This window comes from Salegentibacter maritimus (assembly GCF_016236975.1).
Taxonomy (GTDB): Bacteria; Bacteroidota; Bacteroidia; order Flavobacteriales; family Flavobacteriaceae; genus Salegentibacter; species Salegentibacter maritimus.
In genome coordinates, this window is record NZ_JAEHNY010000001.1 from 34,580 (window position 1) to 57,763 (window position 23,184).

The 23,184-nt window shown below is 36.2% G+C and carries 23 protein-coding genes; 8 read left to right on the forward strand and 15 right to left on the reverse strand.

Annotated features, from left to right (window positions below; genetic code table 11):
* Positions 1-294 precede the first annotated feature (294 nt).
* From I6U50_RS00150 to I6U50_RS00160, 3 genes are all read right to left on the reverse strand, one after another.
* Positions 295-981: an MCP four helix bundle domain-containing protein gene (locus I6U50_RS00150; protein ID WP_198637425.1), complete on the reverse strand. Its 687-nt coding sequence runs from the start codon at positions 979-981 to the stop codon at positions 295-297.
* A gap of 135 nt (positions 982-1,116) precedes the next feature.
* Entirely contained in the window at positions 1,117-1,806 is a 690-nt protein-coding gene (locus tag I6U50_RS00155; RefSeq protein WP_193710578.1) for an outer membrane beta-barrel protein, read from the reverse strand.
* A 230-nt stretch (positions 1,807-2,036) separates the two neighbouring features.
* Positions 2,037-2,480, reverse strand: a complete 444-nt coding sequence (locus I6U50_RS00160) for an Hsp20/alpha crystallin family protein (protein ID WP_193710577.1) — start codon at positions 2,478-2,480, stop codon at positions 2,037-2,039.
* A 128-nt stretch (positions 2,481-2,608) separates the two neighbouring features.
* On the opposite strand from I6U50_RS00160, the gene I6U50_RS00165 reads away from it, so the two are divergent.
* Positions 2,609-3,952 (forward strand): DUF2254 domain-containing protein, encoded by a 1,344-nt coding sequence (locus tag I6U50_RS00165; protein WP_317192000.1) that lies wholly within the window; start codon positions 2,609-2,611, stop codon positions 3,950-3,952.
* 32 nt (positions 3,953-3,984) lie between these two features.
* Positions 3,985-4,242 carry a DUF1456 family protein gene (locus I6U50_RS00170; RefSeq protein ID WP_198637427.1) on the forward strand — a complete coding sequence of 86 codons (258 nt, stop codon included), beginning with the start codon at positions 3,985-3,987 and terminating at the stop codon, positions 4,240-4,242.
* 141 nt (positions 4,243-4,383) lie between these two features.
* Here I6U50_RS00170 and ettA read toward each other — a convergent pair whose 3' ends face one another.
* The 3 genes from ettA to I6U50_RS00185 form a co-directional block, all read right to left on the reverse strand.
* Positions 4,384-6,075 (reverse strand): energy-dependent translational throttle protein EttA, encoded by a 1,692-nt coding sequence (gene ettA, locus I6U50_RS00175; protein ID WP_198637428.1) that lies wholly within the window; start codon positions 6,073-6,075, stop codon positions 4,384-4,386.
* Positions 6,076-6,136: 61 nt separating this feature from the next.
* Complete coding sequence (locus tag I6U50_RS00180; RefSeq protein ID WP_198637429.1) at positions 6,137-6,604, reverse strand: DinB family protein; 468 nt, start codon at positions 6,602-6,604, stop codon at positions 6,137-6,139.
* Positions 6,605-6,620: 16 nt separating this feature from the next.
* The gene (locus I6U50_RS00185; RefSeq protein ID WP_193710572.1) at positions 6,621-6,800 is read right to left on the reverse strand and encodes a CAL67264 family membrane protein; all 180 of its coding nucleotides are present in this window, start codon (positions 6,798-6,800) and stop codon (positions 6,621-6,623) included.
* 179 nt (positions 6,801-6,979) lie between these two features.
* On the opposite strand from I6U50_RS00185, the gene I6U50_RS00190 reads away from it, so the two are divergent.
* From I6U50_RS00190 to I6U50_RS00200, 3 genes are all read left to right on the forward strand, one after another.
* A complete protein-coding gene (locus I6U50_RS00190) occupies positions 6,980-8,608 on the forward strand; it encodes an acyl-CoA carboxylase subunit beta (protein WP_198637430.1) in 1,629 nt (542 codons plus the stop codon).
* A 212-nt stretch (positions 8,609-8,820) separates the two neighbouring features.
* The gene (locus tag I6U50_RS00195; RefSeq protein WP_198637431.1) at positions 8,821-10,446 is read left to right on the forward strand and encodes a M1 family metallopeptidase; all 1,626 of its coding nucleotides are present in this window, start codon (positions 8,821-8,823) and stop codon (positions 10,444-10,446) included.
* A gap of 286 nt (positions 10,447-10,732) precedes the next feature.
* On the forward strand, positions 10,733-11,155 hold the full coding sequence (locus I6U50_RS00200) for a DoxX family protein (protein WP_193710569.1): 423 nt from the start codon (positions 10,733-10,735) through the stop codon (positions 11,153-11,155).
* A 31-nt stretch (positions 11,156-11,186) separates the two neighbouring features.
* Here the strand turns inward: I6U50_RS00200 and I6U50_RS00205 are convergent, their stop codons facing one another.
* The 6 genes from I6U50_RS00205 to holA form a co-directional block, all read right to left on the reverse strand.
* A complete protein-coding gene (locus I6U50_RS00205) occupies positions 11,187-12,284 on the reverse strand; it encodes an AMP-binding protein (protein WP_193710568.1) in 1,098 nt (365 codons plus the stop codon).
* A gap of 61 nt (positions 12,285-12,345) precedes the next feature.
* On the reverse strand, positions 12,346-13,287 hold the full coding sequence (locus tag I6U50_RS00210) for a CPBP family intramembrane glutamic endopeptidase (RefSeq protein WP_198637432.1): 942 nt from the start codon (positions 13,285-13,287) through the stop codon (positions 12,346-12,348).
* 3 nt (positions 13,288-13,290) lie between these two features.
* A complete protein-coding gene (locus tag I6U50_RS00215) occupies positions 13,291-14,325 on the reverse strand; it encodes an o-succinylbenzoate synthase (protein ID WP_198637433.1) in 1,035 nt (344 codons plus the stop codon).
* Positions 14,326-14,353: 28 nt separating this feature from the next.
* Entirely contained in the window at positions 14,354-15,034 is a 681-nt protein-coding gene (locus tag I6U50_RS00220) for a metal-dependent hydrolase (protein ID WP_193710565.1), read from the reverse strand.
* Positions 15,035-15,118: 84 nt separating this feature from the next.
* The gene (locus tag I6U50_RS00225; protein ID WP_198637434.1) at positions 15,119-16,021 is read right to left on the reverse strand and encodes a 1,4-dihydroxy-2-naphthoate polyprenyltransferase; all 903 of its coding nucleotides are present in this window, start codon (positions 16,019-16,021) and stop codon (positions 15,119-15,121) included.
* A 1-nt stretch (position 16,022) separates the two neighbouring features.
* Positions 16,023-17,027: a DNA polymerase III subunit delta gene (holA, locus tag I6U50_RS00230; protein ID WP_198637435.1), complete on the reverse strand. Its 1,005-nt coding sequence runs from the start codon at positions 17,025-17,027 to the stop codon at positions 16,023-16,025.
* Between the two features lie 75 nt (positions 17,028-17,102).
* On the opposite strand from holA, the gene I6U50_RS00235 reads away from it, so the two are divergent.
* The 3 genes from I6U50_RS00235 (at position 17,103) to I6U50_RS00245 (ending at position 19,487) form a co-directional block, all read left to right on the forward strand.
* Complete coding sequence (locus tag I6U50_RS00235; RefSeq protein ID WP_198637436.1) at positions 17,103-17,561, forward strand: type I restriction enzyme HsdR N-terminal domain-containing protein; 459 nt, start codon at positions 17,103-17,105, stop codon at positions 17,559-17,561.
* Between the two features lie 6 nt (positions 17,562-17,567).
* Positions 17,568-18,563: a glycosyltransferase family 2 protein gene (locus I6U50_RS00240; RefSeq protein ID WP_198637437.1), complete on the forward strand. Its 996-nt coding sequence runs from the start codon at positions 17,568-17,570 to the stop codon at positions 18,561-18,563.
* Between the two features lie 90 nt (positions 18,564-18,653).
* Positions 18,654-19,487: an OmpA/MotB family protein gene (locus I6U50_RS00245; RefSeq protein WP_198637438.1), complete on the forward strand. Its 834-nt coding sequence runs from the start codon at positions 18,654-18,656 to the stop codon at positions 19,485-19,487.
* An 81-nt stretch (positions 19,488-19,568) separates the two neighbouring features.
* Here I6U50_RS00245 and I6U50_RS00250 read toward each other — a convergent pair whose 3' ends face one another.
* The 3 genes from I6U50_RS00250 to I6U50_RS00260 form a co-directional block, all read right to left on the reverse strand.
* A complete protein-coding gene (locus I6U50_RS00250) occupies positions 19,569-20,189 on the reverse strand; it encodes an L-threonylcarbamoyladenylate synthase (protein ID WP_198637439.1) in 621 nt (206 codons plus the stop codon).
* A 66-nt stretch (positions 20,190-20,255) separates the two neighbouring features.
* The gene (locus I6U50_RS00255; RefSeq protein WP_198637440.1) at positions 20,256-20,468 is read right to left on the reverse strand and encodes a hypervirulence associated TUDOR domain-containing protein; all 213 of its coding nucleotides are present in this window, start codon (positions 20,466-20,468) and stop codon (positions 20,256-20,258) included.
* A gap of 67 nt (positions 20,469-20,535) precedes the next feature.
* Positions 20,536-22,857, reverse strand: coding sequence for an ATP-dependent helicase (locus I6U50_RS00260; protein WP_198637441.1), 2,322 nt, complete (start codon positions 22,855-22,857; stop codon positions 20,536-20,538).
* Positions 22,858-23,184: the final 327 nt, after the last annotated feature.

The window sequence follows — 23,184 nt, forward strand, 5'->3', positions numbered from 1 at the left end:
ATAGAAGGTGGAGGCATCTTATTCCTACATAAATTTACATATAATTAGCATCCACTTGATGTTTTTTCGATATAATACCTAAAACATTGTTAATCAGCATTATCATTCAAAATAAAAATAAGCACTCCCTAAAAAAGCATACGTAAAAACGAAACGTTTTATTGATAAAAATCAATCTTTATCCAAAAAAAGAAAGCATTTTAATTAAAGAAAAACAAAAGAAAAAAAATTAAAAAACTTGACAATTTTGAAAATTTTAAAGAAAATTCCTACAATTAACACTAATAAAAACGCCTAATTTAATTCAAACTTCTGTTTAGGACGGCGAAGCAGTTCTTCTAAACCAAGAAGTCGCAGGATAAAAATGCCAATTAGAATGGTTAAAGCAATTTTAAAATAGTTTAGGAGTGTATGCATACCTGAGTTAGATTTGTAGTGAGCCAAAAGTTCTTCTCCTACCTCTGGCTGAATGCGCGCCATATTATGTAAATCTAAATCCAATATTTTAAAATATTCGTTGGTATTCTTTTTAATAAGATAACGCGCCGTATTATAATCGTTCTCCTGTAGATTTTTAAGTATGGTATTTTCCAGTATTAGATATTCCTGGTAATGTTTATTAAACTCTTCAAAATAAATAGCTTCCCTATCTACTAAATAAGTGTTCCCATATTCTTCTACTAGCTGATTAATCCGGGCATTATAAGCTTCAATTTCCTCTAAGTTTAATTTGGCCACAAAATCACCACCATCTTCAATATTTTCAAAAAACATTCTTTTTTCGTGGAGTATCCTGGAGAGTTCATACATTTGGGAGGCAGGTAAAAGCCTATCTTGATAAAGGGAAGAAAAATCCTGGTCTATACTTTTTAAATTCTGTTTTTCTATAAATTCTGTAATTAATAAAAGAGCAAAGAATATACTTAATATTAAAATAAGGCGTTTCCGCTTTTTTGGCTTTATGGAATACAAATCTTTCATTTTAATAAATTAAGCATATAAATACACCTATCAATTTAATAATTTTAACCGTCATATTTATAAAAAACACCAACAAAAAAAGCCTTAATTGAAAAATTAACAATTAAGGCTTTTTTTTATTTTAAAACATGTTATTTAAAAATAACAACCTCTTCCCCTCCTTCGGCCTGTATTAGATTCGCTGTCGCCAATCTTAAAACTAAGGCTTAATAGAAATTGGTTTACCCTTAAATCATCATATTCGGTCAAATTAATACCATACTGTCCATTATTAAAGTCAAGGCCTTGTGATTCCTGACTTGCCAAAGACCTATCGTATCTCACGCCCAATTCAAACCTTCCTATGCTAGCTTTAATTCCGGCCTGCACAGCAAGAGGGGTGTTTTGCACAATTATAGTTTGGTTCACCGGCTCGGTACCTTCAATGGTGGCATTCATAATGTTTTGATAAGCAGGCCCCGCATAAACATCTATAGGCCCCCAAACATTATATCCAAATAAGAGGGGAATACTTAACTTTTCTACCGCGTATATTGAATTTTGCGCGGGAAATTCGAATTCCATCTCCATAGAATTGAATATCACCTCAGGACGCACAAAAAACTTCCCAAAATTCAATTCAAAAAATACCCCTGCATGGAAACCAACTTTGGGTTGCCCTTCAACAACTCCATCAAAAAAACCTGCACCTCCCGAGGAACTACCGTCAATTTCGCCGGTCATAGAGTAATTGGCACCTCCTTTTATTCCAAAACTATATTCCTGTGCCTGAGAGACAGAGACACAAAAAATGCTAATAAAAATTAGTACAACATATTTGTTCATAAAAATAGATTTAGTAGGTCTGTTCTTGTGGGTAAATATATCATATTATATAAAATAATTATAGAGTTCCCGGTTTCTTTTTAACGAATAAAAATACAATTGCGTATATCTTTACCCCATAAATCCCTTTTCCGGCTTTGATTAAAGCATTTTTAAATACGTAAAATACCCGCATAAAAAAAACGTCCGCTAAGGGACGTTTTTTTAACTAACTAAATCAACTATTAAAATTACGAAATATCAATCATTCGTTTAGGTTGCACTTTAGCTTCCTCTCGTTTTGGAAGTTCTATCGCCAAAACCCCATCTTCATAAGAAGCTGATATTTTTTCGCTATTCACAGAATCTGGTAAGCCAAATGCTCTTTTAAAAGTACTGTAACTAAACTCCTTTCTGGTGTATCTTCCATTTTTTTCTGAAGTTTCACTTTCTTTTTTCTCTTCAGAAGAAATGGTTAAAACATCATTATCTAATTCAATGTTGAAATCTTCCTTGGTTTTACCAGGTGCGGCAACCTCTACTTTAAAATGGTCGTCGGTTTCCTGAATATTTACAGCAGGAATGCTGGTTCCAATACTGTTCACATTTGTAGTTCCTCCTAACCAATCGGTTTTAAACATATCGTCAAAAACAGATGGCAGCCAGTTGGCCTCATTTCTTTTAATTAAACTCATAGCTTTATAATTTTTGTTAAACTTTATTTTTTTACTTCTTCTGATAATCTATTAGCAAATTAAATTCCAATTCAAATAACATGTCTTTTTGACATCTATACGGTGAAAATAAATGCCATTTTGGCAAAATGAATAAAGAAACCTATCTTAAAGCATATTTAAGTACCTTTCCAAAAAATTCTATGAAGCATTTTTTTAATCGCATTTATATCATCCTTTTTAACCTGCAAAGCAAAATTGCATTTTACCCCAGTGTATTTGCTATTCTAGGTTTTTTATTCGCTTTTATACTCATCTATATCGAAAATAAAGGCATTTCAAAATACCTGATAGAACATATCCCAATGCTGGTAGTAAATAATGGAAATACAGCATTAAGCATATTAACCGCTTGTATTACCGGACTTATTTCTATGATGGTTTTTAGCTTTTCTATGGTAATGGTTTTACTAAACCAGGCCTCCAGTAATTATTCGCCCAGACTACTACCCGGACTTATCTCTGATAAAAATCATCAAATTATCCTGGGGATCTACCTGGCTACAATACTCTATTGTATTTTTGTGGCCGTTTCAATTCAACCCGAAGGAGATTCACATCAAATACCAGGTTTTTCAGTATTGGTAGGAATTATTCTTACTGTTATTTGTATAGGATCTTTTATCTATTTTATTCACAATATTTCGCAAAGTATTCAAATTAACAATATCCTGGATCGCATTTTTCGTCAGGCTAAGAGCCGATTAAATTTGTTAGTGAAGAATGAAAAAAAAGAAGTTCAGGATTTTCCGGAAACCAAGAACTGGTACGAGTATCATTCACAGGAAAGCGGATATTTTCAAAATTTATCTTCAAAAAACCTCCTGGATATTTGCAAGGAAAAAGAAACACAAATTGAAATCTTACCCGTAAAAGGAATTTTTATTTTAAACGGGATCCCCCTTTTTAAATCAAAAAAAGAGTTAGACGAAGAAACCATAAAAAAAGTACTGTCTAATTTTAGCCTTGCACGCGGCGAGTTGGTTAGTACAAACTACGTTTTAGCATTTAAACAAATTACCGAAGTTATAGTAAAAGCTATGTCGCCGGGCATTAACGATCCCGGAACCGCCTTAAATGCCATAGACTATTTAACCGAGCTACTTGCGTTAAGGATGCAAAAGAAAGACACCGAATTTTTAAAAACTGAAGACCAGGTGCTAATAAAGATGCGAAGTGTGGATTTCAAAGAATTATTATACCAGGTTCTGGCTCCCATAAGAGCGTATTGCAAACATGATATTATTATCGTACAAAAAGTGGGGATGCTCTTTTATTACCTGAAAAATCAAAAAGCTATTCATAAAGACTATTATAAAATAATTGATAATGAGGCTAAAAATTTTCTTACAGACGCCAAATCAACAATAGAAAACAAAGCCGATGTAGCTAAAATTACTGCCATTGAAAACCAATTAAACCTGAAAAACTAAAAACTAAACCCGGGAAAAACTATTTTTGCACTATGGGATTAACAAACAACGATATTTTTAAAAAATTACGGGTCGCTCACAAATTAAGAGACGACGATATTGTAAAAATTTGTGCTTTGGTAGATTTTAAAGTTACCAAAAGTGAATTGGGTGCTATTTTTAGAGCCGAAGACCACCCAAAATATGTAGAATGTGGCGATCAATTTCTTCGGAATTTCCTTAACGGACTCATAATTCACCTTCGTGGTCCAATGCCTCCAAAGAAGAAAAAGAAACCAGAGAGAGAATAGTATAAAAAAGCCTCACAGATTTAAAAAACTGTGAGGCTTTTATTTATAAATCAAATTAACGTCATTTTGAACTTGTTTCAGGATCAAAGTTATTGTTACTAAGCATTTTAGAACCTAAAATAAATTCAGGGTGAAATTGGCTTATCTCACCAATTTCTTATATTTAATACGTTTCGGCATAATATCGCCACCTAAACGTTTTTTCTTATTCTCCTCATAATCAGAGAAACTTCCTTCAAAGAAATAAACCTGAGAGTCTCCTTCAAAGGCTAAAATATGTGTACAAATTCTATCCAGGAACCAACGGTCGTGAGATATAACTACTGCACATCCAGCAAAATTTTCTAAACCTTCTTCCAGCGCCCTAAGGGTATTTACATCTAAATCGTTGGTAGGCTCATCAAGCAGTAACACGTTACCTTCTTCTTTAAGCGTCATCGCTAAATGAAGTCGGTTGCGTTCTCCACCAGAAAGCATATTTACTTTCTTATTTTGTTCGCTTCCGCTAAAGTTAAATCGGCTCAAATAAGCTCTTGAGTTTACCTGGCGGCCACCCATCATAACTAATTCCTGCTCGTCGCTAAAGTTTTGCCAAATAGTTTTTTCAGGATCAATGTTAGAATGTGCCTGGTCTACATAAGCGATTTTTGCAGTCTCACCAACTTCAAAACTTCCTTTATCTGGCTGCTCTTCTCCCATAATCATTTTAAAAATTGTGGTTTTACCGGCACCGTTTGGACCGATAACCCCTACAATTCCAGCCTGCGGAAGTTTAAAATTTAAAGCTTCATATAGCAATTTATCACCAAAAGCTTTACTCACGCCATTGGCTTCAATCACATTGGTACCCAGTCTTGGTCCATTTGGAATATAAATTTCCAGCTGTTCGTCCATTTGCTTTTGATCCTGGCTCAATAGCTTATCGTAATTTTTAAGCCTGGCTTTTTGCTTGCTTTGGCGACCTTTAGGGTTCATTTTTGCCCACTCCAACTCACGTTCAAGCGTTTTTTGACGTTTGCTGGCTTGCTTTTGTTCCTGTGCCATTCGTTTAGACTTCTGGTCTAGCCAGGACGAGTAATTTCCTTTCCACGGAATACCTTCTCCCCTATCTAACTCTAAAATCCAACCGGCAACGTTATCAAGGAAATAACGGTCGTGCGTTACAGCAATTACGGTTCCTTTGTACTGGGCTAAATGATGTTCTAACCAATGTACAGATTCGGCATCAAGGTGGTTGGTAGGCTCATCAAGCAGTAAAATATCCGGTTCCTGCAGCAATAACCTACACAGGGCTACACGTCTTCTTTCTCCCCCAGAAAGCACCGCAATTTTTTTATCGGCCTCGGGAGTGCGAAGTGCATCCATCGCAATTTCTAATTTGGTATCCAGCTCCCAGGCATTAGAAGAATCAATTTTATCCTGAAGTGCCGCCTGCTTATCCATAAGTTTCTGCATTTTTTCAGCATCCTCATATACTTCAGGCAAACCAAACTGGTCGTTTATTTTATTATATTCATCAAGAATAGCAACCGTTTCGGCCACACCTTCTTTTACTACTTCAAGAACTGTTTTTTCTTCATCTAATTTTGGTTCCTGTTCCAGATAACCAACAGAATATCCGGGAGAAAAAACCACATCGCCCTGGTAATTTTTATCCTCACCTGCTATAATTCTAAGCAAAGTAGATTTACCAGAACCGTTTAAACCTAAAATTCCAATTTTTGCACCATAGAAAAAACTAAGGTATATATTTTTCAAAACAGGGGTATTCGCATTTTTAAAAGTTTTGGTTACCCCAGACATTGAAAAAATCACTTTTTTATCATCTGCCATATACTATTTTTTTAATCTGTTTAAGTTTGCAAATATCTAAAATAAAACTCACACCACCCCACTATTTATAAAGTCCCAGTAGACGTAAAACAATGAGCATTTGGCCCGTGTGATAGGCCGTATGTTCTATAACCAGAACCACCTCCCGAAACAAGCTATGCTCTTCAGAATTAATAACCGGATTATTAAGCTCGTTTTTGGGATCTAGCAGGAATTTTTCCAGCAACACCCTATTATCAAAATATTCCTTCTTGAGGTTATCCCAGGCTTCCATGCTATCAGGCGCCAACCGTTCAGGCCAATAATCATCGGGCCAATTAGGAGCTTTGTACTCACTTGAAATAGCATAATCTACGATGTCTTTTTGGGCAAAAACCACATGGTAAAAAAGTTCATAGAATGAATATGGTAGTTGATAGGGACGCTCCCCCAGTTTCTCAAAAGGAATTTCATCTATAAAACTCTCTAAAGAAGCAAAAGCTTCTCCACCTTTTAAATGCTTAAGCAGTTGATCTTTTGCAGCACTCATAGCTTATAATTTCAACTTAAATCCTGCCTTTTAGAGCATTAAAAGCCCAGGAAATTGCAAAAAAACCAATTCCCACCACCGAGAATCCAATAGCATAATCCCTATATTTAAGTACGCCTAATAAAATAATTGCGGCTCCAATTAAAAACAAAGCAAAAGATGCCCAGGCGAAGATGGTATTTTTATTCATTCCCATAATAAAAGGTTTTGTACAAATATCGAACATTTTAGCCTCAAAATCCACTTTAAGAATAAAGCCTATTTTGTATTTTAGCCAAAAGAGAACGAAGTTTTCGCTTTTTACTGAAAAATTGATAAAAATTTTAGCAGTATTCAAGTTTATTTAATAACAATAAAGCTCGAAACTTACAATATATGAATATGAAATTCAATAAGAATGAAGATCATAACAAACTTTTGGTTTCTTCATTAAATCATAAACTTAAACGCGTAAAGCTGGGAGGAGGTGAAAAACGTATTGAAAAACACCACGCCAAGGGGAAAATGACAGCCCGTGAACGTATTGATTTTTTACTGGACGATAAATCGAATGCTATAGAAATTGGCGCATTTGCCGGTGAAGGTATGTACAAAGAACACGGTGGCTGTCCTTCAGGAGGCGTAGTGGTAAAGATTGGCTATGTATCAGGGAATCAATGTGTTGTAGTCGCTAATGATGCTACTGTAAAAGCAGGTGCCTGGTTCCCTATTACCGGAAAGAAAAACCTGAGAGCCCAGGAAATAGCCATTGAAAATAAACTCCCCATCATTTACCTGGTAGATAGCGCCGGGGTTTACCTTCCCATGCAAGACGAAATTTTCCCTGATAAGGAACACTTCGGAAGGATTTTTAGAAATAATGCAGTAATGAGCAGTATGGGAATCACTCAAATTGCAGCCGTAATGGGAAGTTGTGTTGCCGGAGGTGCTTACCTTCCTATTATGAGCGATGAAGCCCTTATTGTAGAAAAAACCGGAAGTATTTTCCTTGCCGGAAGTTACCTTGTAAAAGCTGCCATTGGAGAATCTATAGACAATGAAACCCTGGGAGGAGCAACGACACATAGTGAAATTAGCGGCGTTACAGATTATAAAGCTACAGACGATAAGGATGCCCTTACCCGCATAAAAAACATCATGGATAAAATGGGCGATTTTGATAAAGCCGGATTTAACCATAAAAAAGCCGTAGCACCGAAAGAGAAGCAAGAAGACATCTATGGAATTCTACCTAAAAAGCGAAGCGATCAATACGATGTTAGGGAAATTATCTCCCGACTGGTAGACGGTTCTGAATTTGAGGAATATAAAGAAGGATATGGGCAAACTATTATTACCGGCTACGCCCGTATAGATGGTTGGGCCGTTGGTATAGTCGCCAATCAGCGCAAAATTGTAAAGACCAAAAAAGGAGAAATGCAGTTTGGTGGAGTGATTTATTCCGATTCTGCCGATAAGGCCACCCGTTTTATCGCAAACTGCAACCAGAAAAAAATTCCTTTGGTTTTCCTTCAGGATGTAACCGGTTTTATGGTAGGCAGTAAAAGTGAGCACGGCGGAATTATTAAAGATGGGGCCAAAATGGTAAATGCGGTTAGTAATTCGGTAGTACCAAAATTCACTGTTATTATGGGCAATTCTTACGGTGCAGGAAATTATGCGATGTGCGGAAAAGCTTACGACCCAAGACTTATCGTAGCCTGGCCCAGTGCCGAGCTTGCTGTAATGGGCGGCACACAGGCAGCAAAGGTTTTAGCACAAATTGAAACCGCTGCCATGGAGAAAAAAGGCGAAAAAGTTGATGAGGAAAAAGAAAAAGAAGTTTTTGATGCGATAAAATCACGTTACGACGAACAAACTTCTCCCTATTATGCGGCCGCAAGACTATGGACAGACGCTGTAATAGATCCTTTAGACACCAGAAAATGGATCTCTATGGGGATTGAAGCCGCCAACCATGCGCCTATTGAAAAGGATTTTAACTTAGGAGTGATACAAACATGAAATTACAAGCCCCCTGCCCTCCCGAAGTGAATTCAGGACAGGCTTCAAAGGGGGAATATATTTCTGGAATGCTTCTGAAAAGTAAGAGATAAAAAAACTTCTAATTATTGAAGGGTTAAAGAGGAATTCAAATTTTAATCATTCAAAAATCAGATTTCGAATTTACACAGATTAGTTCCTTTTTTTTTATTTCAAATCATAATAAACAAATAATGAAACCAAGCCTATTAACTTTTATACTTTTAACACTTACACTCAATTTAAGTGCCCAGGTTTTAAGCAACAAAGACGGTAAATATACCGAAGCCGATTCCTTAAGGGGCTCTCTAAGACCTGAACGTGCTTTTGACGTTCAGAAATACCATTTAAAGCTTAAGGTAGAACCCGAAAAACAATTTATTTCGGGCTCAAACACCATTAGCTTTATTGCTGAAGAAAATCTTTCGACTATTCAAATAGATCTTTTTGAGAACATGAACGTAGATTCTATTCTTCAAAACAATAAAGCCTTAGATTTTAAACGTAAACATAATGCGGTTTTTATCGAATTAGATGATTTGGTAGAAACAGATGAACAGGGCGAAATTCAGTTCTATTATTCCGGAAAGCCTATTGTGGCAAAAAATGCACCCTGGGATGGTGGTTTTGTATGGGACAAAGATGAAAATGGCAATCCCTGGATTGGCGTAGCCGTGCAGGGAACCGGGGCAAGCCTTTGGTATCCAAATAAAGATCATCAAAGTGACGAACCAGAGGAAGTGCAACTGGATATAGCCGTTCCAAACGGACTAATGAATGTTTCTAACGGTCAATTTTTAGGTGAAAAAGATTTGGATAACGGCTTTACCGAATGGAGCTGGAAAACCGTAAACCCTATTAATAACTACAACGTGATGATTAACATCGCAAATTACGAGCATTTTTCAGAATCCTACGGAGATCTAGATTTAGACTATTATGTTTTACCCTACAACCTGGAAAAAGCTAAAAAGCAATTTAAAGAGGTAAAACCCATGATGGATTGCTTCTACGAAAAATTTGGTGAATATCCTTTTGTGGAAGATGGTTTTAAGCTAATAGAAACCCCTTACCTGGGTATGGAACACCAAAGTGCTGTGGCCTACGGAAATGAATATAAAATGGGCTATAAAGGCAATGATCTTTCGGGGACCGGGATTGGTCTAAAATGGGATTTTATTATTATTCACGAATCGGGTCACGAATGGTATGGCAACAGTATTACCGCTAGAGATATTGCCGATATGTGGATTCATGAAGGCTTCACTTCTTATTCTGAAGCAGTTTATATAGAGTGCCGTTGGGGTAAAAAAGAAGCGCAGGAATACCTTAAAGGCACCCGCAGCGGACTTGGGAATACCTCAAAAATTATTGGCGATTACGGCGTAAATAGCGAAGGCTCCGGAGACATGTATTTTAAAGGAGCTAATTTGTTAAATACCATTCGTAGTATTTATGATAACGATGAATTATGGTGGAAGACCTTAAAGGATTATACTGAAACCTATAAGCATCAAATTATTGATACCCGAACTACCGAAAATTTCTTTAATGAAGCAACTGAAGTAGATTTACAACCAATATTTGACCAATATCTAAGACATGCTGCCCTACCTAATTTGCAGTTCAGAAAAGAGAATGGAAAAACACAGGTTAAATGGGTGACAGATGTTGAAGATTTCAAAATGCCTGTCGATATTTTTATAGATGGAAAAGAAATAAGGATTAATCCTACTAACCAATGGCAAAACTTAAACTACAAAATAGCTCCCGAAGAAATTAAAGTAAATGACCTAGAGTTTTATATCGAGGTGAATTAAAATAAGTAGCACGAGCTACTTTTAAAAATGGCTTATTAAGAAGTGATTAGATTCAAAAATTGATACTTTTGACCTCTTAACAAGCCATTTACTATACTTATAAGTAAACTACCCAGGGCAAGCCCACAAGGCATTCTTTGGAAACAAATTTTTAATTTCGAGGCAAGCTTCGGGGTATTACATTCTTTAGTAATTTAGTGGTGCCAATAAAATAATAACAAATAATTACCACAACAAATCATTAATTTTCAGTAACTTAAGGCTATATAACTTTAAAGCTAGAGATATGACAAGCGTAAAATCCCTCAATAAGTGGGCAAATGCGCACACTTATTATTTCATTGATATATTAAGAATTGCCCTGGGAGTTTTTCTTTTTATAAAAGGAATCAACTTTATTTCTCAAACAGAAACCCTTATAGCCCTTATAAAGCCTCTTGAAGGTTACGGAGGCACCATGTTTACGGTGCATTATGTAGCTTTTGCCCATTTAATTGGCGGTGTACTTATAGCGGTTGGCCTACTTACACGTTGGGCCATTATTGTTCAATTACCAATTATTCTTGGTGCCATTGCCATAAACTTTATAGGTGTTATGCAGCCTGGCAGATTGTTAGAAGCTAGCATCGTACTAATTTTAAGCCTGTTTTTTCTATTTTATGGCTCTGGTAAGCATTCTATGGACTATTCAATGAAAATGCAGCAATAAGAAGATTTTGTTTGGTATTAAATTAAGATACTTAATTCATCTTACTTTTAAACGTATTTTCTCTATGTATTTTCCCGGTGTGAGTTTCTTCAAATTTTTCGATAAGATAAATCTTTTTTGGTCGTTCGTATTTCTCCAGGCTTTTTAAAGCTTTAATCTCTTGCTGTAATTGAGCCAAAAGAGCTTCAGAAAATTCGTTTTCAACAAATAACACCAATTTTTCTCCCAAAGAATCATCGGGCATCCCAATTACAAATAAGCGCTGATCTATAATTTTTGAAAGCTTTTTCTCTATTTGCTCAGGGTGCAGTTTTATTCCTCCCGAGTTAATTACATTGTCTAACCTGCCTTGCCATCTAAACTTTTTATAGGTAAGAATATCAACTACATCATTTGTAACGATAATATCATCTGAAAGTTTAGGAGCTTTAATTACCAGGCAACCCCTATCGTCTTTTGAAATATTAATATTAGGCAAAACCTTAAATACGCGTGACTTTTTCTTGTTTTTTGACGGATTTAATCTTTTGGCGGCAATATGGGTAACCGTCTCTGTCATTCCATAAGTTTCGTAAACTTTAGTATCTACATCTTTTACCATTTTTTGCAATCTTGGGGAAACTGCCCCACCTCCCACAATTAATTTTTTTATAAGATGTAAACGCCCCACCGAATTATCTAATTGAAACGGGGTCATGGCACAAAAGTCATATCGCTTAAAAACCTGATCTAAGGGGTTGGAGGAAGGCGGTACCATATCTAAATGCCAACCTAATACCATTGCCCTCACCAGCATCATCTTTCCGGCAATATAGCTAGCGGGTAAACACAATAAAGCAGTTGTCTTTTCGGGTAGGTCGAAGAACCGGGAAGTAGCTATGGCCGAATTAATCATAAACTCCTTTTTAATTCTTATCACTTTTGGAGTTCCGGTAGAACCCGATGTTTTTACTTCTACATACTTAGAAGGCTTGATCCAATCTAACAGGAAACTTCCTACTTTTTCTTCAAAAGCTTCTCCTTCCTTTATAAAACTATAAGCAATAGAATGTAATTCGGCATTGGTAAAATGTCGCTTATTCAGCCTAAAATCTGGATGCGTTTCCGGTAATTTATAATTATCTGCCATATTTAAAACCAAATATGTTACATTCCTCTATACTGAAAGTTAATAAATTGTAATGATAAATTTAAACTTCTTCAACAGGTTTTATTACTTCAGGCTTTTCTACGCGACCAAAAAGTTTATTTTTCCAATCGCTCCAACCGTATTTTTTGGCCATGATATAAAGGAAAAGAGGGTATATTATAAATACCGGCACCAACACGTCAAGACCGGCAGTTGGATCGGAAATATCCTTAAAAATAGATTCGGTTTGGAATGCAGTCCAATCGGCCGTAATTAACAAGGCTGCGGTAAGGTTGTTTCCGGCATGAAAGCCTAAAGCCAATTCCATACCTTCATCCATTAATGTCATAATTCCCAGTAAAAACCCTGTACCTATGTAATAAACCATGATTAAGTTTCCCATTTGGGTTACTTCAGGATTAAAAAAATGTAAGCCTCCAAAGCAAACTGAAGTTACCAGTAAAGGTACCCAACGATTTTTGACCAATACCCCCAGGCCCTGCATAAAATATCCCCGGAATAAATATTCTTCAAAGCTGGTTTGTAACGGAATCATTACTAAAGCAACTGCCACAAGAATAGCAAAAGGAACCGGTTTAAAATTCACCAAAAAGTCTTCAGGGCTTAGCATATACTCTATCAAAGTAACACTAATTGTAAAAGCAGCTACAAGCCCGAAACCAAACCAAACGCGTCCCCAGTCAACTTTTTTACGGCTGGTGGTAAGCGACTTTAAGGTTTGGTTATGCAATAACTTTACTACCAAAATCAGGACTCCCAATCCTGCAGCAAAAGTTAATAGGATTAGAAATAATGTAAAGTTAGAATCTAAAACCCGCATAAGTTCTCCCTCAGTCATCGATGCTATTTCCATTCCCCGCTCCAGAAAAATAGCTACACCTAAAGGTATTTGGCCTATAAGAACTCCACCAACAACCAATATTGTTCCAATGATGTATCGCCAAAATTCGTGGCGATATTTAAAAGCTTCAGCTATATACATGGTTTAAAAATTAAAATCCCAATTTTTTGTTGGGTTATATTGAATATTTCCTTTAGTGACCTCTAACGGACATGCTATATTATTAGTATACAAACTCCCCGTTCCCAGGCCCTGCGGCATTTTATTATTTTTGGTAAAGGTAAATTGAGAAATTGCATTTAACCCCAGATTGCTTTCCAGGGCACTGGTAATCCACCAGCCAGTATCTTGCTTTCCGGCAAGATCAATCCACTCTTGAGCACCTTTAAAACCTCCAATTAAGCTAGGTTTTAAAATAATATACTGCGGTTTTATTGTATGTAACAATTCTTTCTTCTTCGTTACATCAAAAACACCAATTAATTCTTCGTCTAAAGCTATAGGAAGCGGAGTCTCTTCGCATAATTGAGCCATTTCTTCCACTTGCCCCTGTTTAATGGGCTGCTCTATACTGTGTAACTGGAATTCACTTAAGCGTTTTAGCTTCTCCAAAGCTTCGGTAGGTTTAAAAGCTCCATTAGCATCTACGCGTAACTCTATTTCTTCAGGAGAAAATTCGGTTCTTATATATTTTAAAAGTTCCAATTCGGCCTCAAAATCTATGGCACCAATCTTCATTTTAATACAATCAAAACCGGCTTCAATTTTTTCCTGAATTTGCGACTTCATAAAGGGCTTTTCGCCCATCCATATCAATCCGTTAATTGGTATTGCCGATTTCCCACGGGTAAATTCAGAAGGGTATATCTCAAAAGGATTGGCTGAATGTAAAGACCTAAAAGCCATTTCTACCCCAATTTGAATGCTGGGAAATTCTTTTAATTCTTCCCAAAGCATAGTTTCGCCTAAATTAATATTGTTACAAACCCATTGTAGTTTCTCTTCATAATCTGGCCTGTCGTCTACGCTAAGGCTTCTAAGAATTCCACATTCTCCATACCCGGTTTTACCGGCATCGGTAATTTTTAGGAACCAGGTTTCTTTAGTAGTAAGAACGCCCCGCGAAGTTCCGCTGGGGCGTTTAAATTTTAAGACATACTTCTTGTATTCTGCCTGCATATATTTTTATTGTTTAGCTAAGTTGTAACTAAAGCTCCAAACTTTCTCCAATTTCCAGCAGCATTAAGTCTTTACCTTCATCAAAAAATTTTCTTTTAGCTTCTTCGTGGTTAATTTCAATGTAGCCAAAAGTATCGTAATGGCAGCCTAAAACTTTATCACATTCTACAAAATCACTGGCAATAATAGCGTCTTCTACTCCCATGGTGAAATTATCTCCAATAGGAAGAATTGCTAAGTCCAGGGTGGTATGTTGGGGTATTAATTGCATATCCATGGTTAGCGCCGTATCTCCGGCAATATAGATATTTTTATGCTCCCCTTCTATCACAAAACCTCCGGGCTGGCCACCATATTTTCCATCTGGAAAAGAACTGGTATGTACGGCATTTACATACTTCACTTTTCCAAATTCAAACTCCCAATTACCTCCGTGGTTCATAGGGTGAACTTCTATGCCTTTTTCTTCGTAATGATTGGCAATTTCAAAATTACTTACAATTACAGCTCCGGTATTTTTCGCAATTTCCTCTGCATCTAAGGTATGGTCCTGATGAGCGTGCGTTAACAAGATATAATCGGCCTTTATATTCTTAATATTAATTTTATCCTTTGCCAACTCATTACCGGTAATAAATGGGTCTACCAATACATGGATATCCCCAATTTTAATTCCCAAACAACTCTGTCCGTAAAAAGTGATTTTCATAACTTAGTTTTTATGGTTTTTTCTAATTTAAGCATTCAATAAAAATTACTTCAAATCACCAAATATATAATTTTGTTAAACTTGCTACCAAACCTGTCCAAGTCCAAAAAGTATGGAAGTGGCAAAAGTAGAAAGTGCCAAAACTTTTAATTCGGGATCCAGGAGTATTGCATTTTCATTCTCCACCACTCTTTTAAGATGAAGGATTAATGGAACGAGAGCCGGGATATAAAGAAAATCGTTTATACTTTCTAAACTAAGCACGGTAAATAAAATTAGGCAAAAGATAGCAGCCAGGATAAGCGAATAGTGATAAGTCTTGGCTTTTTTAGCTCCTAATTTTACAACTAGTGTAATTTTCCCCGCCTTTTCATCTGATACGCGATCGCGCATATTATTAAGGTTTAAAACCCCCACGCTTAAAAGCCCTATGCTAAAAGCAGGTAACAATACCAACCAGCTCCAATGGTGTGCATATAAAAAATAAGAACCATACACGGCCACAACTCCAAAGAAAAGAAAAACAAAAACATCGCCCAATCCACGATATCCGTATGCCGATTTACCAACGGTGTACTTAATAGCGGCAGCTATTGCAGCTATTCCCAAAAAGAAAAAAAACAAAGCATAGCCTAAATTTTCCTTTCCAAAAGCGGCATAGATAAGTAGTATAGCAAAAAGCAGGGTAACAATAGTGGTGATAATAATTCCCTGCAACATTTCTTTTTGAGTAATTAAGCCACTTTGTAAAGCACGTTGTGGCCCCACCCTATCCTCATTATCTGTTCCTTTAACACCGTCTCCATAATCGTTTGCAAAATTGGAAAGCACCTGCAAACCCAGTGTTGTTGCCAGTGCAAGACTAAAAACGACAAGGTTAAAAACACCTTCACTAACTGCTATAGTGGTTCCCACAATAATCCCTGATATAGAAAGTGGCAATGTTCTTAACCTGGCAGCACTAATCCACGTATTTATTTTACTCATATTAGTTTAAGATCTTTACCATTAATTCCTTGAGCAAATCTCCGTGAGAAATATTCACCGCTCCCACACCTTTTCCCTTCACATCGCTTTCGTGCAAAAGTCCAATTACCTGGCTTACTTTTTTCATAGGATAATTTTTTGCCGCAGCTATATAATCGCCTACAAAATAAGGGTGTACTTTAAGCTGCCTGGCCACATTCGCTTTAGATTTATCGGGTAGCCCATGATACTGCATAATTTGAGAAAAATAGGAAAATAACAAGGAAATGGTTACCACCATTGGATTGTCTTTAGGATTCTGTGCAAAATAATTCACAATGCGATGTGCCTTTAAAGAATCTCGCATTCCAATAGCTTTTCGCAATTCAAAATTATTAAAGTCTTTGCTTATTCCTATATTCTGCTCTATAAGCTCTGGAGTTATTTGGGTACCTTCAGGGGTAATAAGTTGAAGTTTATTAAGTTCATTATCAATTTTCCCAAGATCAATTCCTAAAAACTCTACCAGCATTTGTGCGGCTTTGGGCGAAATAGTATAATTTCTTGACTTTAAAGTCTTCATAATCCAATCGGCCACCTGGTTTTCGTAAAGACGTTTACTCTCAAATAAAACTGCATTTTTCTTTAAAACCTTAGAAAGCTTTTTACGCTTATCAAGGCTTTTGTATTTATAACAAAAAACCAACGTAGTGGTAGCCTGCGGGTTTTCAGCGTAACCTACCAGTTTTTCTATACTTCTCGATAGGTCTTGCGCTTCCTTTACAATAATTACCTGTCTTTCGGCCATCATGGGATAGCGCTTGGCATTACTTACAATTTCATCTATGTTGGTATCTCGACCATACATAATAATTTGATTAAAACCCTTTTCTTCCTCCGCCAGTAAATTTTGTGCTATAAAATCTGAGATCTTATCTATATAGTAGGGTTCTTCGCCCATTAAAAAATAAAGCGGAGATACAGTTCCTTTTTGAATATTATTTACAATCTCTTTTGCTTCTTCCATGTAGGTGAAGGATTTTTTAATTTTAAATTATACTGAAGCTTGCCGCGCTGTGGTTTTCTTTTTTACTTTTGGCCTATGTTAGCGCTTAATTTTCCCAAATACTCGTTTCGGTTCAAAAATAGTGAAAATAAAGTAGCCGTTTTTGATGAACTCAGGAAAAAATTTGTGATTCTAACCCCTGAAGAATGGGTGAGACAACACGTGGTAAGATTCCTTATTTCAGAAAAGAAATATCCTAAAAACCATATTAATGTTGAAAAGCAGCTTAAACTGGGGAAGCTAAGCAAACGTTATGATGCCGTAGTTTTTTATCCTAACGGAAAAATAAAAGTAGTGGTAGAGTGCAAAGCTCCACATATAAAAATTACCCAGGAAGTTTTTGACCAAATTGCCCGGTACAATTTAAGTTTAAAAGCAGACTATTTAATGCTTACCAACGGCCTGCAACATTATTTTTGCAAACTGGACTACGAAGAAGAAAAGTATCAATTTCTGCCCGAAATCCCAGATTATTTTACAGCTGAAAAAAGATAAAAAACAATGACAATAGCGGTAGTGGTTTTAAATTGGAATGGACGCGCTTTGCTAGAACAATTCCTGCCTTCGGTAATTCGCTTTTCAGAAGAAGCCAATATATACGTGGCCGATAATGCTTCTACAGATGACTCTATAGAACTTTTAAAGGAAAAATTTCCTGGGGTAAAAATTATTCAGAACAAAGAAAATGGCGGATTTGCCAAAGGCTATAACGAGGCACTTTCTAAATTAAATGAAGATATTTTTGTATTGCTAAACAGCGATGTAGAAGTTACCGAAAACTGGCTAAAACCTATTATAGAAATTTTTAAAAATCAGCCTAAAACCGCGGCTGTTCAACCTAAAATCCTGGATTTTAAAAGAAAAAACTATTTTGAATATGCCGGGGCTGCGGGAGGATATATAGATAAATACGGCTATCCCTTTTGCAGGGGCAGGATCTTTGACAGTTTGGAAGAAGACCATGGGCAATACAATGACGATGCATCTATTTTTTGGGCCAGTGGTGCCTGCCTGGTAATACGTAAAAATGTTTATTGGGAAGTCGGTGCACTAGATGAGGATTTTTTTGCGCATCAGGAAGAAATTGATTTATGCTGGCGTATTCAAAATTTAGGCTATCAAATAAAATCTTGTGGCAATTCTGCCGTTTACCATGTGGGTGGTGCAACCTTAGACAGCATGAATCCCAAAAAAACCTTTTTCAATTTTAGAAATAGCCTGTATATGCTTTTAAAAAACATACCGACACCAAATGTGTATGGTATATTGTTTATTAGAATGGTTCTTGATGGAGTAGCAGGAATCAAATTTATTGCAGAAGGTAAGTTCTCTCATTTTTACGCTATCCTTAAGGCCCATGCAGGATTCTATTCAAACTTTAATAAAATTCGATCAAAACGAAAGAACCTAATAAAAAACAAGCATTATTTCCTTACAAAATCCATTATTTGGTCTTATTTTTGCTTACGTAGAAAAGAATTTTTAAAATTAAAATAAAAGGAATCAAACTTATGCTAAAGCTTCTTTTTCTGCTTTACTTTTTTTGATACTTTTGAAACATCTAACATTAATTACAATTACAAGATTATGAAACGAATTATGCTTTTATCGGCTACTGCCGTTCTTTTGTTCTCCTCTTGCGTATCTAACAAGAAATATGCAGAGCTTGAAGAAAAACAAAAACAAACTCAAGACGAGTTAAACACTGCTACTATTAAGTTAAATGCATGTTTAGAGGACAAACAAGACCTTAACCAACAAATTTCAAGACTTAATAACACCAATGCGGCACTGCTTAACAACGTTGGCGATCTGGCAACTCTTTCTAAGAAAGAAGCAGAAAACCTTGAACGTTCTTTAGAAAGCATTAAAGAAAAGGATTTGGCTATCCAATCTATGCGTGATGCCATTAGCAAAAAAGATTCTGTAACATTAGCTTTAGTAACCAGCTTAAAAGGTGCTTTAGGTAATATGGCCGATGAAGACATTGAAATTAATGTTGAAAAAGGTGTAGTTTATGTTTCTATTTCAGATAAGCTTTTATTTGATAGTGGTAGATACAATGTTACCAGTCGTGCCAAAGAAGTACTTGGTAAAGTTGCTACTGTAGTTAAAAACAAGCCAGACATCGAGTTTATGGTAGAAGGCCATACAGACGATCAGTCTATCAAAACAGCTATGTTTGAAGACAACTGGGATCTTAGTGTAAAAAGAGCTACCTCTGTAGTTAGAGTTCTTCAGGACGAATTTGGTGTAGAGCCAGCAAGAATGACTGCCGCTGGTAGAAGTTACTATGTTCCTGTTGCTACAAATGAAACTGCTGAAGGTCGTGCTAAAAATAGAAGAACAAGAATTGTAGTTCTTCCTAAGTTAGACCAATTCTACGGAATGATCGAAGAAGGAATGAAGTCTGCTAAATAAGACCTAATTTCTAATAAATATGAAAAGGCCCTCTAAAAATTTAGAGGGCCTTTTTTATTCTTACTAAAAAATATATTTAAACTATAAGTTTTCGATACTACCTTTTCCCTCTCTTATCACTTCCGGTTGGGAAGAAGTTAAATCTACCACTGTAGAAGGAATATTATCTCCATAACCACCGTCTATAACAAGATCTACTAAATGGTCCCATTTTTCTTTAATCAATTCGGGATCTGTGGTATACTCAAGTACCTCATCTTCGTCGTAGATTGAGGTAGAGACAATAGGATTTCCTAAAGTAGAAACAATACTTTTACAAATAGCATTATCGGGAACTCTAATTCCCACGGTTTTCTTCTTTTTAAAAACATTTGGCAGGTTACTGTTTCCAGGCAGAATAAAGGTAAAAGGACCGGGAAGGTTCCTTTTAAGCACTTTAAAAGTGGCAGAGTCTATTTGCTTCACATAATCTGAAAGATTGCTAAGATCTTCACATACAAACGAGAAATTAGCTTTTTCCAACTTTACCCCCTTAATTTGTGCAATTTTCTCCAATGCCGAGGTGTTGGTAATATCACACCCCAAACCATATACGGTATCTGTAGGGTAAATTATTAGTCCGCCGTTTCTTAAAGTCTCCACAACTTTATTAATATGTTTCTGACTTGGATTTTCATTATAAATTCTAAGTAATTCAGCCATAGTTATAAATTTTAATTCTCGAAAATTTACAAATTTTCGAGCAGATATTTCTAAAATTGGTTTTAATTAATCTTCTTGAGAAACTTCAGTTTCAAGCTTCAGCACTTTACTACCATCTTTCTGTTCAATAAAAAGGGCTTTATTCCCAGGCTCACCTCTACGTGTAATTTCACTTCCATCTATGGTTTTGGTAATTTCTTCTGTATAGGTTTTAATCACTTTTCCGCTCGCTTTACCATTTCCCCATTTCCATTGAACTTTACTACCTTCTCTAGTCATAGTTTTCTTTTGAAGATAAAAAGAAAGCCGCTTGAAGCGGCTTTATATAACAGAAGTTTAACGAAGCTTAAGATATAAATTTTAATTTCGCAAACCTTAAAAGCAAATTCTTAATCCCCCCATTTTCAAAATCAATCTCCGCTTTTTTATCCTGTCCAACACCACTTATAGCCAGTACTTTTCCTTTTCCAAATCGCATATGTTCCACAACATTACCAACTTCCAGTTTAATTTCATTTCTGGCTTTTTCAGGCTCGGGACTGGCGGGCTTCAATTTTCTAAGTTTTCTTAATTGAGATTCGCTGGGCTTATGGGCCGGTGGCGGGGTTCCCTTTTTAGGTTTAGTTTGTCGTAATTTACTTTTATCAACCTCATCGCCAAAAATATCGGTATCAATAAGCGGTTTGTATTTATAATCATCTTGCGGAATCATATAATCTACATACTGCTCATCTACCTCTTCTATAAACCTGCTGGGCTCTGCATCTATTAATTTTCCCCAACGATAGCGTGATTGCGTATAGGTTAAATAAGCCTGTTTTTCGGCGCGGGTAAGTGCCACATAGAACAATCTTCTCTCTTCTTCCAGTTCACTTCGGGTGTTCATACTCATTCCTGACGGAAAAAGATCTTCTTCCAGCCCAACAATATAAACATACGGGAACTCCAGGCCTTTTGCCAGGTGAATGGTCATTAAGGCAACCCGATCGTCATCACCGGTATCCTTATCCATATCGGTAGCAAGCGCCACATCTTCCAGAAATTCTGCTAAAGACCCATTGGCATCTGCCAATTCTTTTTGTCCCTCTACAAAATCTTTAATCCCGTTTAATAATTCTTCAATATTTTCAATCCTGGCAATCCCCTCTGGGGTACCATCTTTCTTTAGTTCCTGAACCAAACCGGTTTTTTTGGTCACGGTATCGGCCACGGTAAAAGCATCGGCATTTTCAGCAAGAATCGTGAAACTCTTAATCATATTCACGAAATTATCAAGCTTGGTACGAGTACTCTTAGTAATCTTTAGATCAAGATGATCTATATTTTCAATAATTTCAAATATCGATTTTCCATATTGATTCCCAGCAATACTTAATTTATCCATGGTGGTTTGTCCAATTCCGCGGGCAGGATAATTTATTACCCGTTTTAGCGCTTCTTCATCTTTAGGATTTATAAGTAAACGTAAATAGGCCAACACATCCTTAATCTCCTTTCGCTGGTAGAATGAAAGCCCACCATAAATTCTATACGGAATTTCCTTTTTCCGAAGCGCATCTTCTATAGCCCTACTTTGGGCATTGGTTCGATAAAGAATAGCAAAATCGCCATTATTCAATTGATTTTGCATTTTATTTTCAAAGATAGAACCGGCAACAAAACGGCCTTCTTCCCCATCGGTAAGCAACCTGTTCACTACAATTTTGGGTCCTTCATCATTCGCCGTCCAAACTACTTTTTCCAGCTTGGTTTTATTCTTTTCAATAATAGAGTTGGCGGCATTCACAATATTTTTGGTAGACCGGTAATTTTGTTCCAGCCTATACATTTGCACATTCTCGTAATCTTTCTGAAAATTCAGGATATTGTTAATGTTTGCTCCGCGGAAGGCATAAATACTTTGAGCATCGTCTCCCACCACACATATATTCTGAAACTTATCGGAAAGGGCCTTTACAATAAGGTATTGTGAGTGGTTGGTATCCTGGTACTCATCTACCAAAATGTATCTAAACCTGTTTTGGTATTTCTGAAGCACTTCGGGAAACCTATTTAAAAGTTCGTTTGTTTTCAGCAATAAATCATCAAAATCCATAGCACCGGCTTTAAAACAACGCTCTACATATTCCTGGTAGATTTCACCCAAACGTGGCTTTTTAGCCATCGCATCAGCCTCCTTTAGTTCGGGGTTTTGAAAATAAGCCTTTACGGTAATTAAGCTGTTTTTATAGGAAGAAATTCTGCTATAAACCTGCTTATATTTATATACGTCTTTATCTAGGCGCATATCTTTTATAATAGACCTAATTACACTTTGTGAATCCTGGGTATCGTAAATCGTAAAGTTTGAAGGATAACCTAATTTATCGGCTTCAAAACGCAAGATTTTAGCAAAAATGGAGTGAAAAGTTCCCATCCAAAGATTTTTTGCTTCACTGTTTCCAACAATTTTAGCAATACGGGTTTTCATTTCCCGAGCTGCTTTATTGGTAAAGGTTAAAGACAAAATATTAAATGCATCTACACCCTGGCTCATTAGGTAAGCAATACGGTATGTAAGTACCCTAGTTTTTCCAGACCCTGCTCCTGCAATCACAATCATGGCACCATCCTTTTGCAATACAGGTGCGCGTTGTGCATCATTTAATTCGGCTATATAAGATTCCAATCTCTTTAATTTTTTAAATGCGTGAAATTAACCAAAATGAGACAAATTATAAACCCGATTTCTACTTTGTTTTAAACAACAAGATTTAGAAGAGTGATTATCTTAGTTTTTAATATCTTTAAATTCCTACAATCCCCCTTGAATACAAACCAAAGCTTATGAAAAAGAAATAGAAGAACAAACAATCGAGTATCTAAAGGGTTTTTATTGTTTTACTAATGAAAAAACTTTAGCTTGGGCCAATTCAATTTAAACTGAAGTGCCTGCTTTCTTCCTAAATAAATATTAGGAAAACCAAGTTGAAGAAGTAGCTCTAAATCGGTATCG

Excerpts from the sequence above, each read along its gene's own strand:
- holA (WP_198637435.1), bottom strand. The coding sequence starts at position 17,027 with ATGGAAGAAGCAAAAGAGATTGTAAATAATATTCAAAAAGGAACTGTA.
- I6U50_RS00255 (WP_198637440.1), bottom strand. The coding sequence starts at position 20,468 with ATGACTAGAGAAGGTAGTAAAGTTCAATGGAAATGGGGAAATGGTAAA.
- I6U50_RS00170 (WP_198637427.1), top strand. The coding sequence starts at position 3,985 with ATGGGATTAACAAACAACGATATTTTTAAAAAATTACGGGTCGCTCAC.
- I6U50_RS00235 (WP_198637436.1), top strand. The coding sequence starts at position 17,103 with ATGTTAGCGCTTAATTTTCCCAAATACTCGTTTCGGTTCAAAAATAGT.
- I6U50_RS00190 (WP_198637430.1), top strand. The coding sequence starts at position 6,980 with ATGAATATGAAATTCAATAAGAATGAAGATCATAACAAACTTTTGGTT.
- I6U50_RS00220 (WP_193710565.1), bottom strand. The coding sequence starts at position 15,034 with ATGAAAATCACTTTTTACGGACAGAGTTGTTTGGGAATTAAAATTGGG.
- I6U50_RS00200 (WP_193710569.1), top strand. The coding sequence starts at position 10,733 with ATGACAAGCGTAAAATCCCTCAATAAGTGGGCAAATGCGCACACTTAT.
- I6U50_RS00185 (WP_193710572.1), bottom strand. The coding sequence starts at position 6,800 with ATGGGAATGAATAAAAATACCATCTTCGCCTGGGCATCTTTTGCTTTG.
- I6U50_RS00180 (WP_198637429.1), bottom strand. The coding sequence starts at position 6,604 with ATGAGTGCTGCAAAAGATCAACTGCTTAAGCATTTAAAAGGTGGAGAA.
- I6U50_RS00155 (WP_193710578.1), bottom strand. The coding sequence starts at position 1,806 with ATGAACAAATATGTTGTACTAATTTTTATTAGCATTTTTTGTGTCTCT.
- I6U50_RS00225 (WP_198637434.1), bottom strand. The coding sequence starts at position 16,021 with ATGAGTAAAATAAATACGTGGATTAGTGCTGCCAGGTTAAGAACATTG.
- I6U50_RS00245 (WP_198637438.1), top strand. The coding sequence starts at position 18,654 with ATGAAACGAATTATGCTTTTATCGGCTACTGCCGTTCTTTTGTTCTCC.
- I6U50_RS00210 (WP_198637432.1), bottom strand. The coding sequence starts at position 13,287 with ATGTATATAGCTGAAGCTTTTAAATATCGCCACGAATTTTGGCGATAC.
- I6U50_RS00195 (WP_198637431.1), top strand. The coding sequence starts at position 8,821 with ATGAAACCAAGCCTATTAACTTTTATACTTTTAACACTTACACTCAAT.
- I6U50_RS00165 (WP_317192000.1), top strand. The coding sequence starts at position 2,609 with ATGAATAAAGAAACCTATCTTAAAGCATATTTAAGTACCTTTCCAAAA.
- ettA (WP_198637428.1), bottom strand. The coding sequence starts at position 6,075 with ATGGCAGATGATAAAAAAGTGATTTTTTCAATGTCTGGGGTAACCAAA.
- I6U50_RS00215 (WP_198637433.1), bottom strand. The coding sequence starts at position 14,325 with ATGCAGGCAGAATACAAGAAGTATGTCTTAAAATTTAAACGCCCCAGC.
- I6U50_RS00205 (WP_193710568.1), bottom strand. The coding sequence starts at position 12,284 with ATGGCAGATAATTATAAATTACCGGAAACGCATCCAGATTTTAGGCTG.
- I6U50_RS00150 (WP_198637425.1), bottom strand. The coding sequence starts at position 981 with ATGAAAGATTTGTATTCCATAAAGCCAAAAAAGCGGAAACGCCTTATT.
- I6U50_RS00160 (WP_193710577.1), bottom strand. The coding sequence starts at position 2,480 with ATGAGTTTAATTAAAAGAAATGAGGCCAACTGGCTGCCATCTGTTTTT.
- I6U50_RS00250 (WP_198637439.1), bottom strand. The coding sequence starts at position 20,189 with ATGGCTGAATTACTTAGAATTTATAATGAAAATCCAAGTCAGAAACAT.
- I6U50_RS00240 (WP_198637437.1), top strand. The coding sequence starts at position 17,568 with ATGACAATAGCGGTAGTGGTTTTAAATTGGAATGGACGCGCTTTGCTA.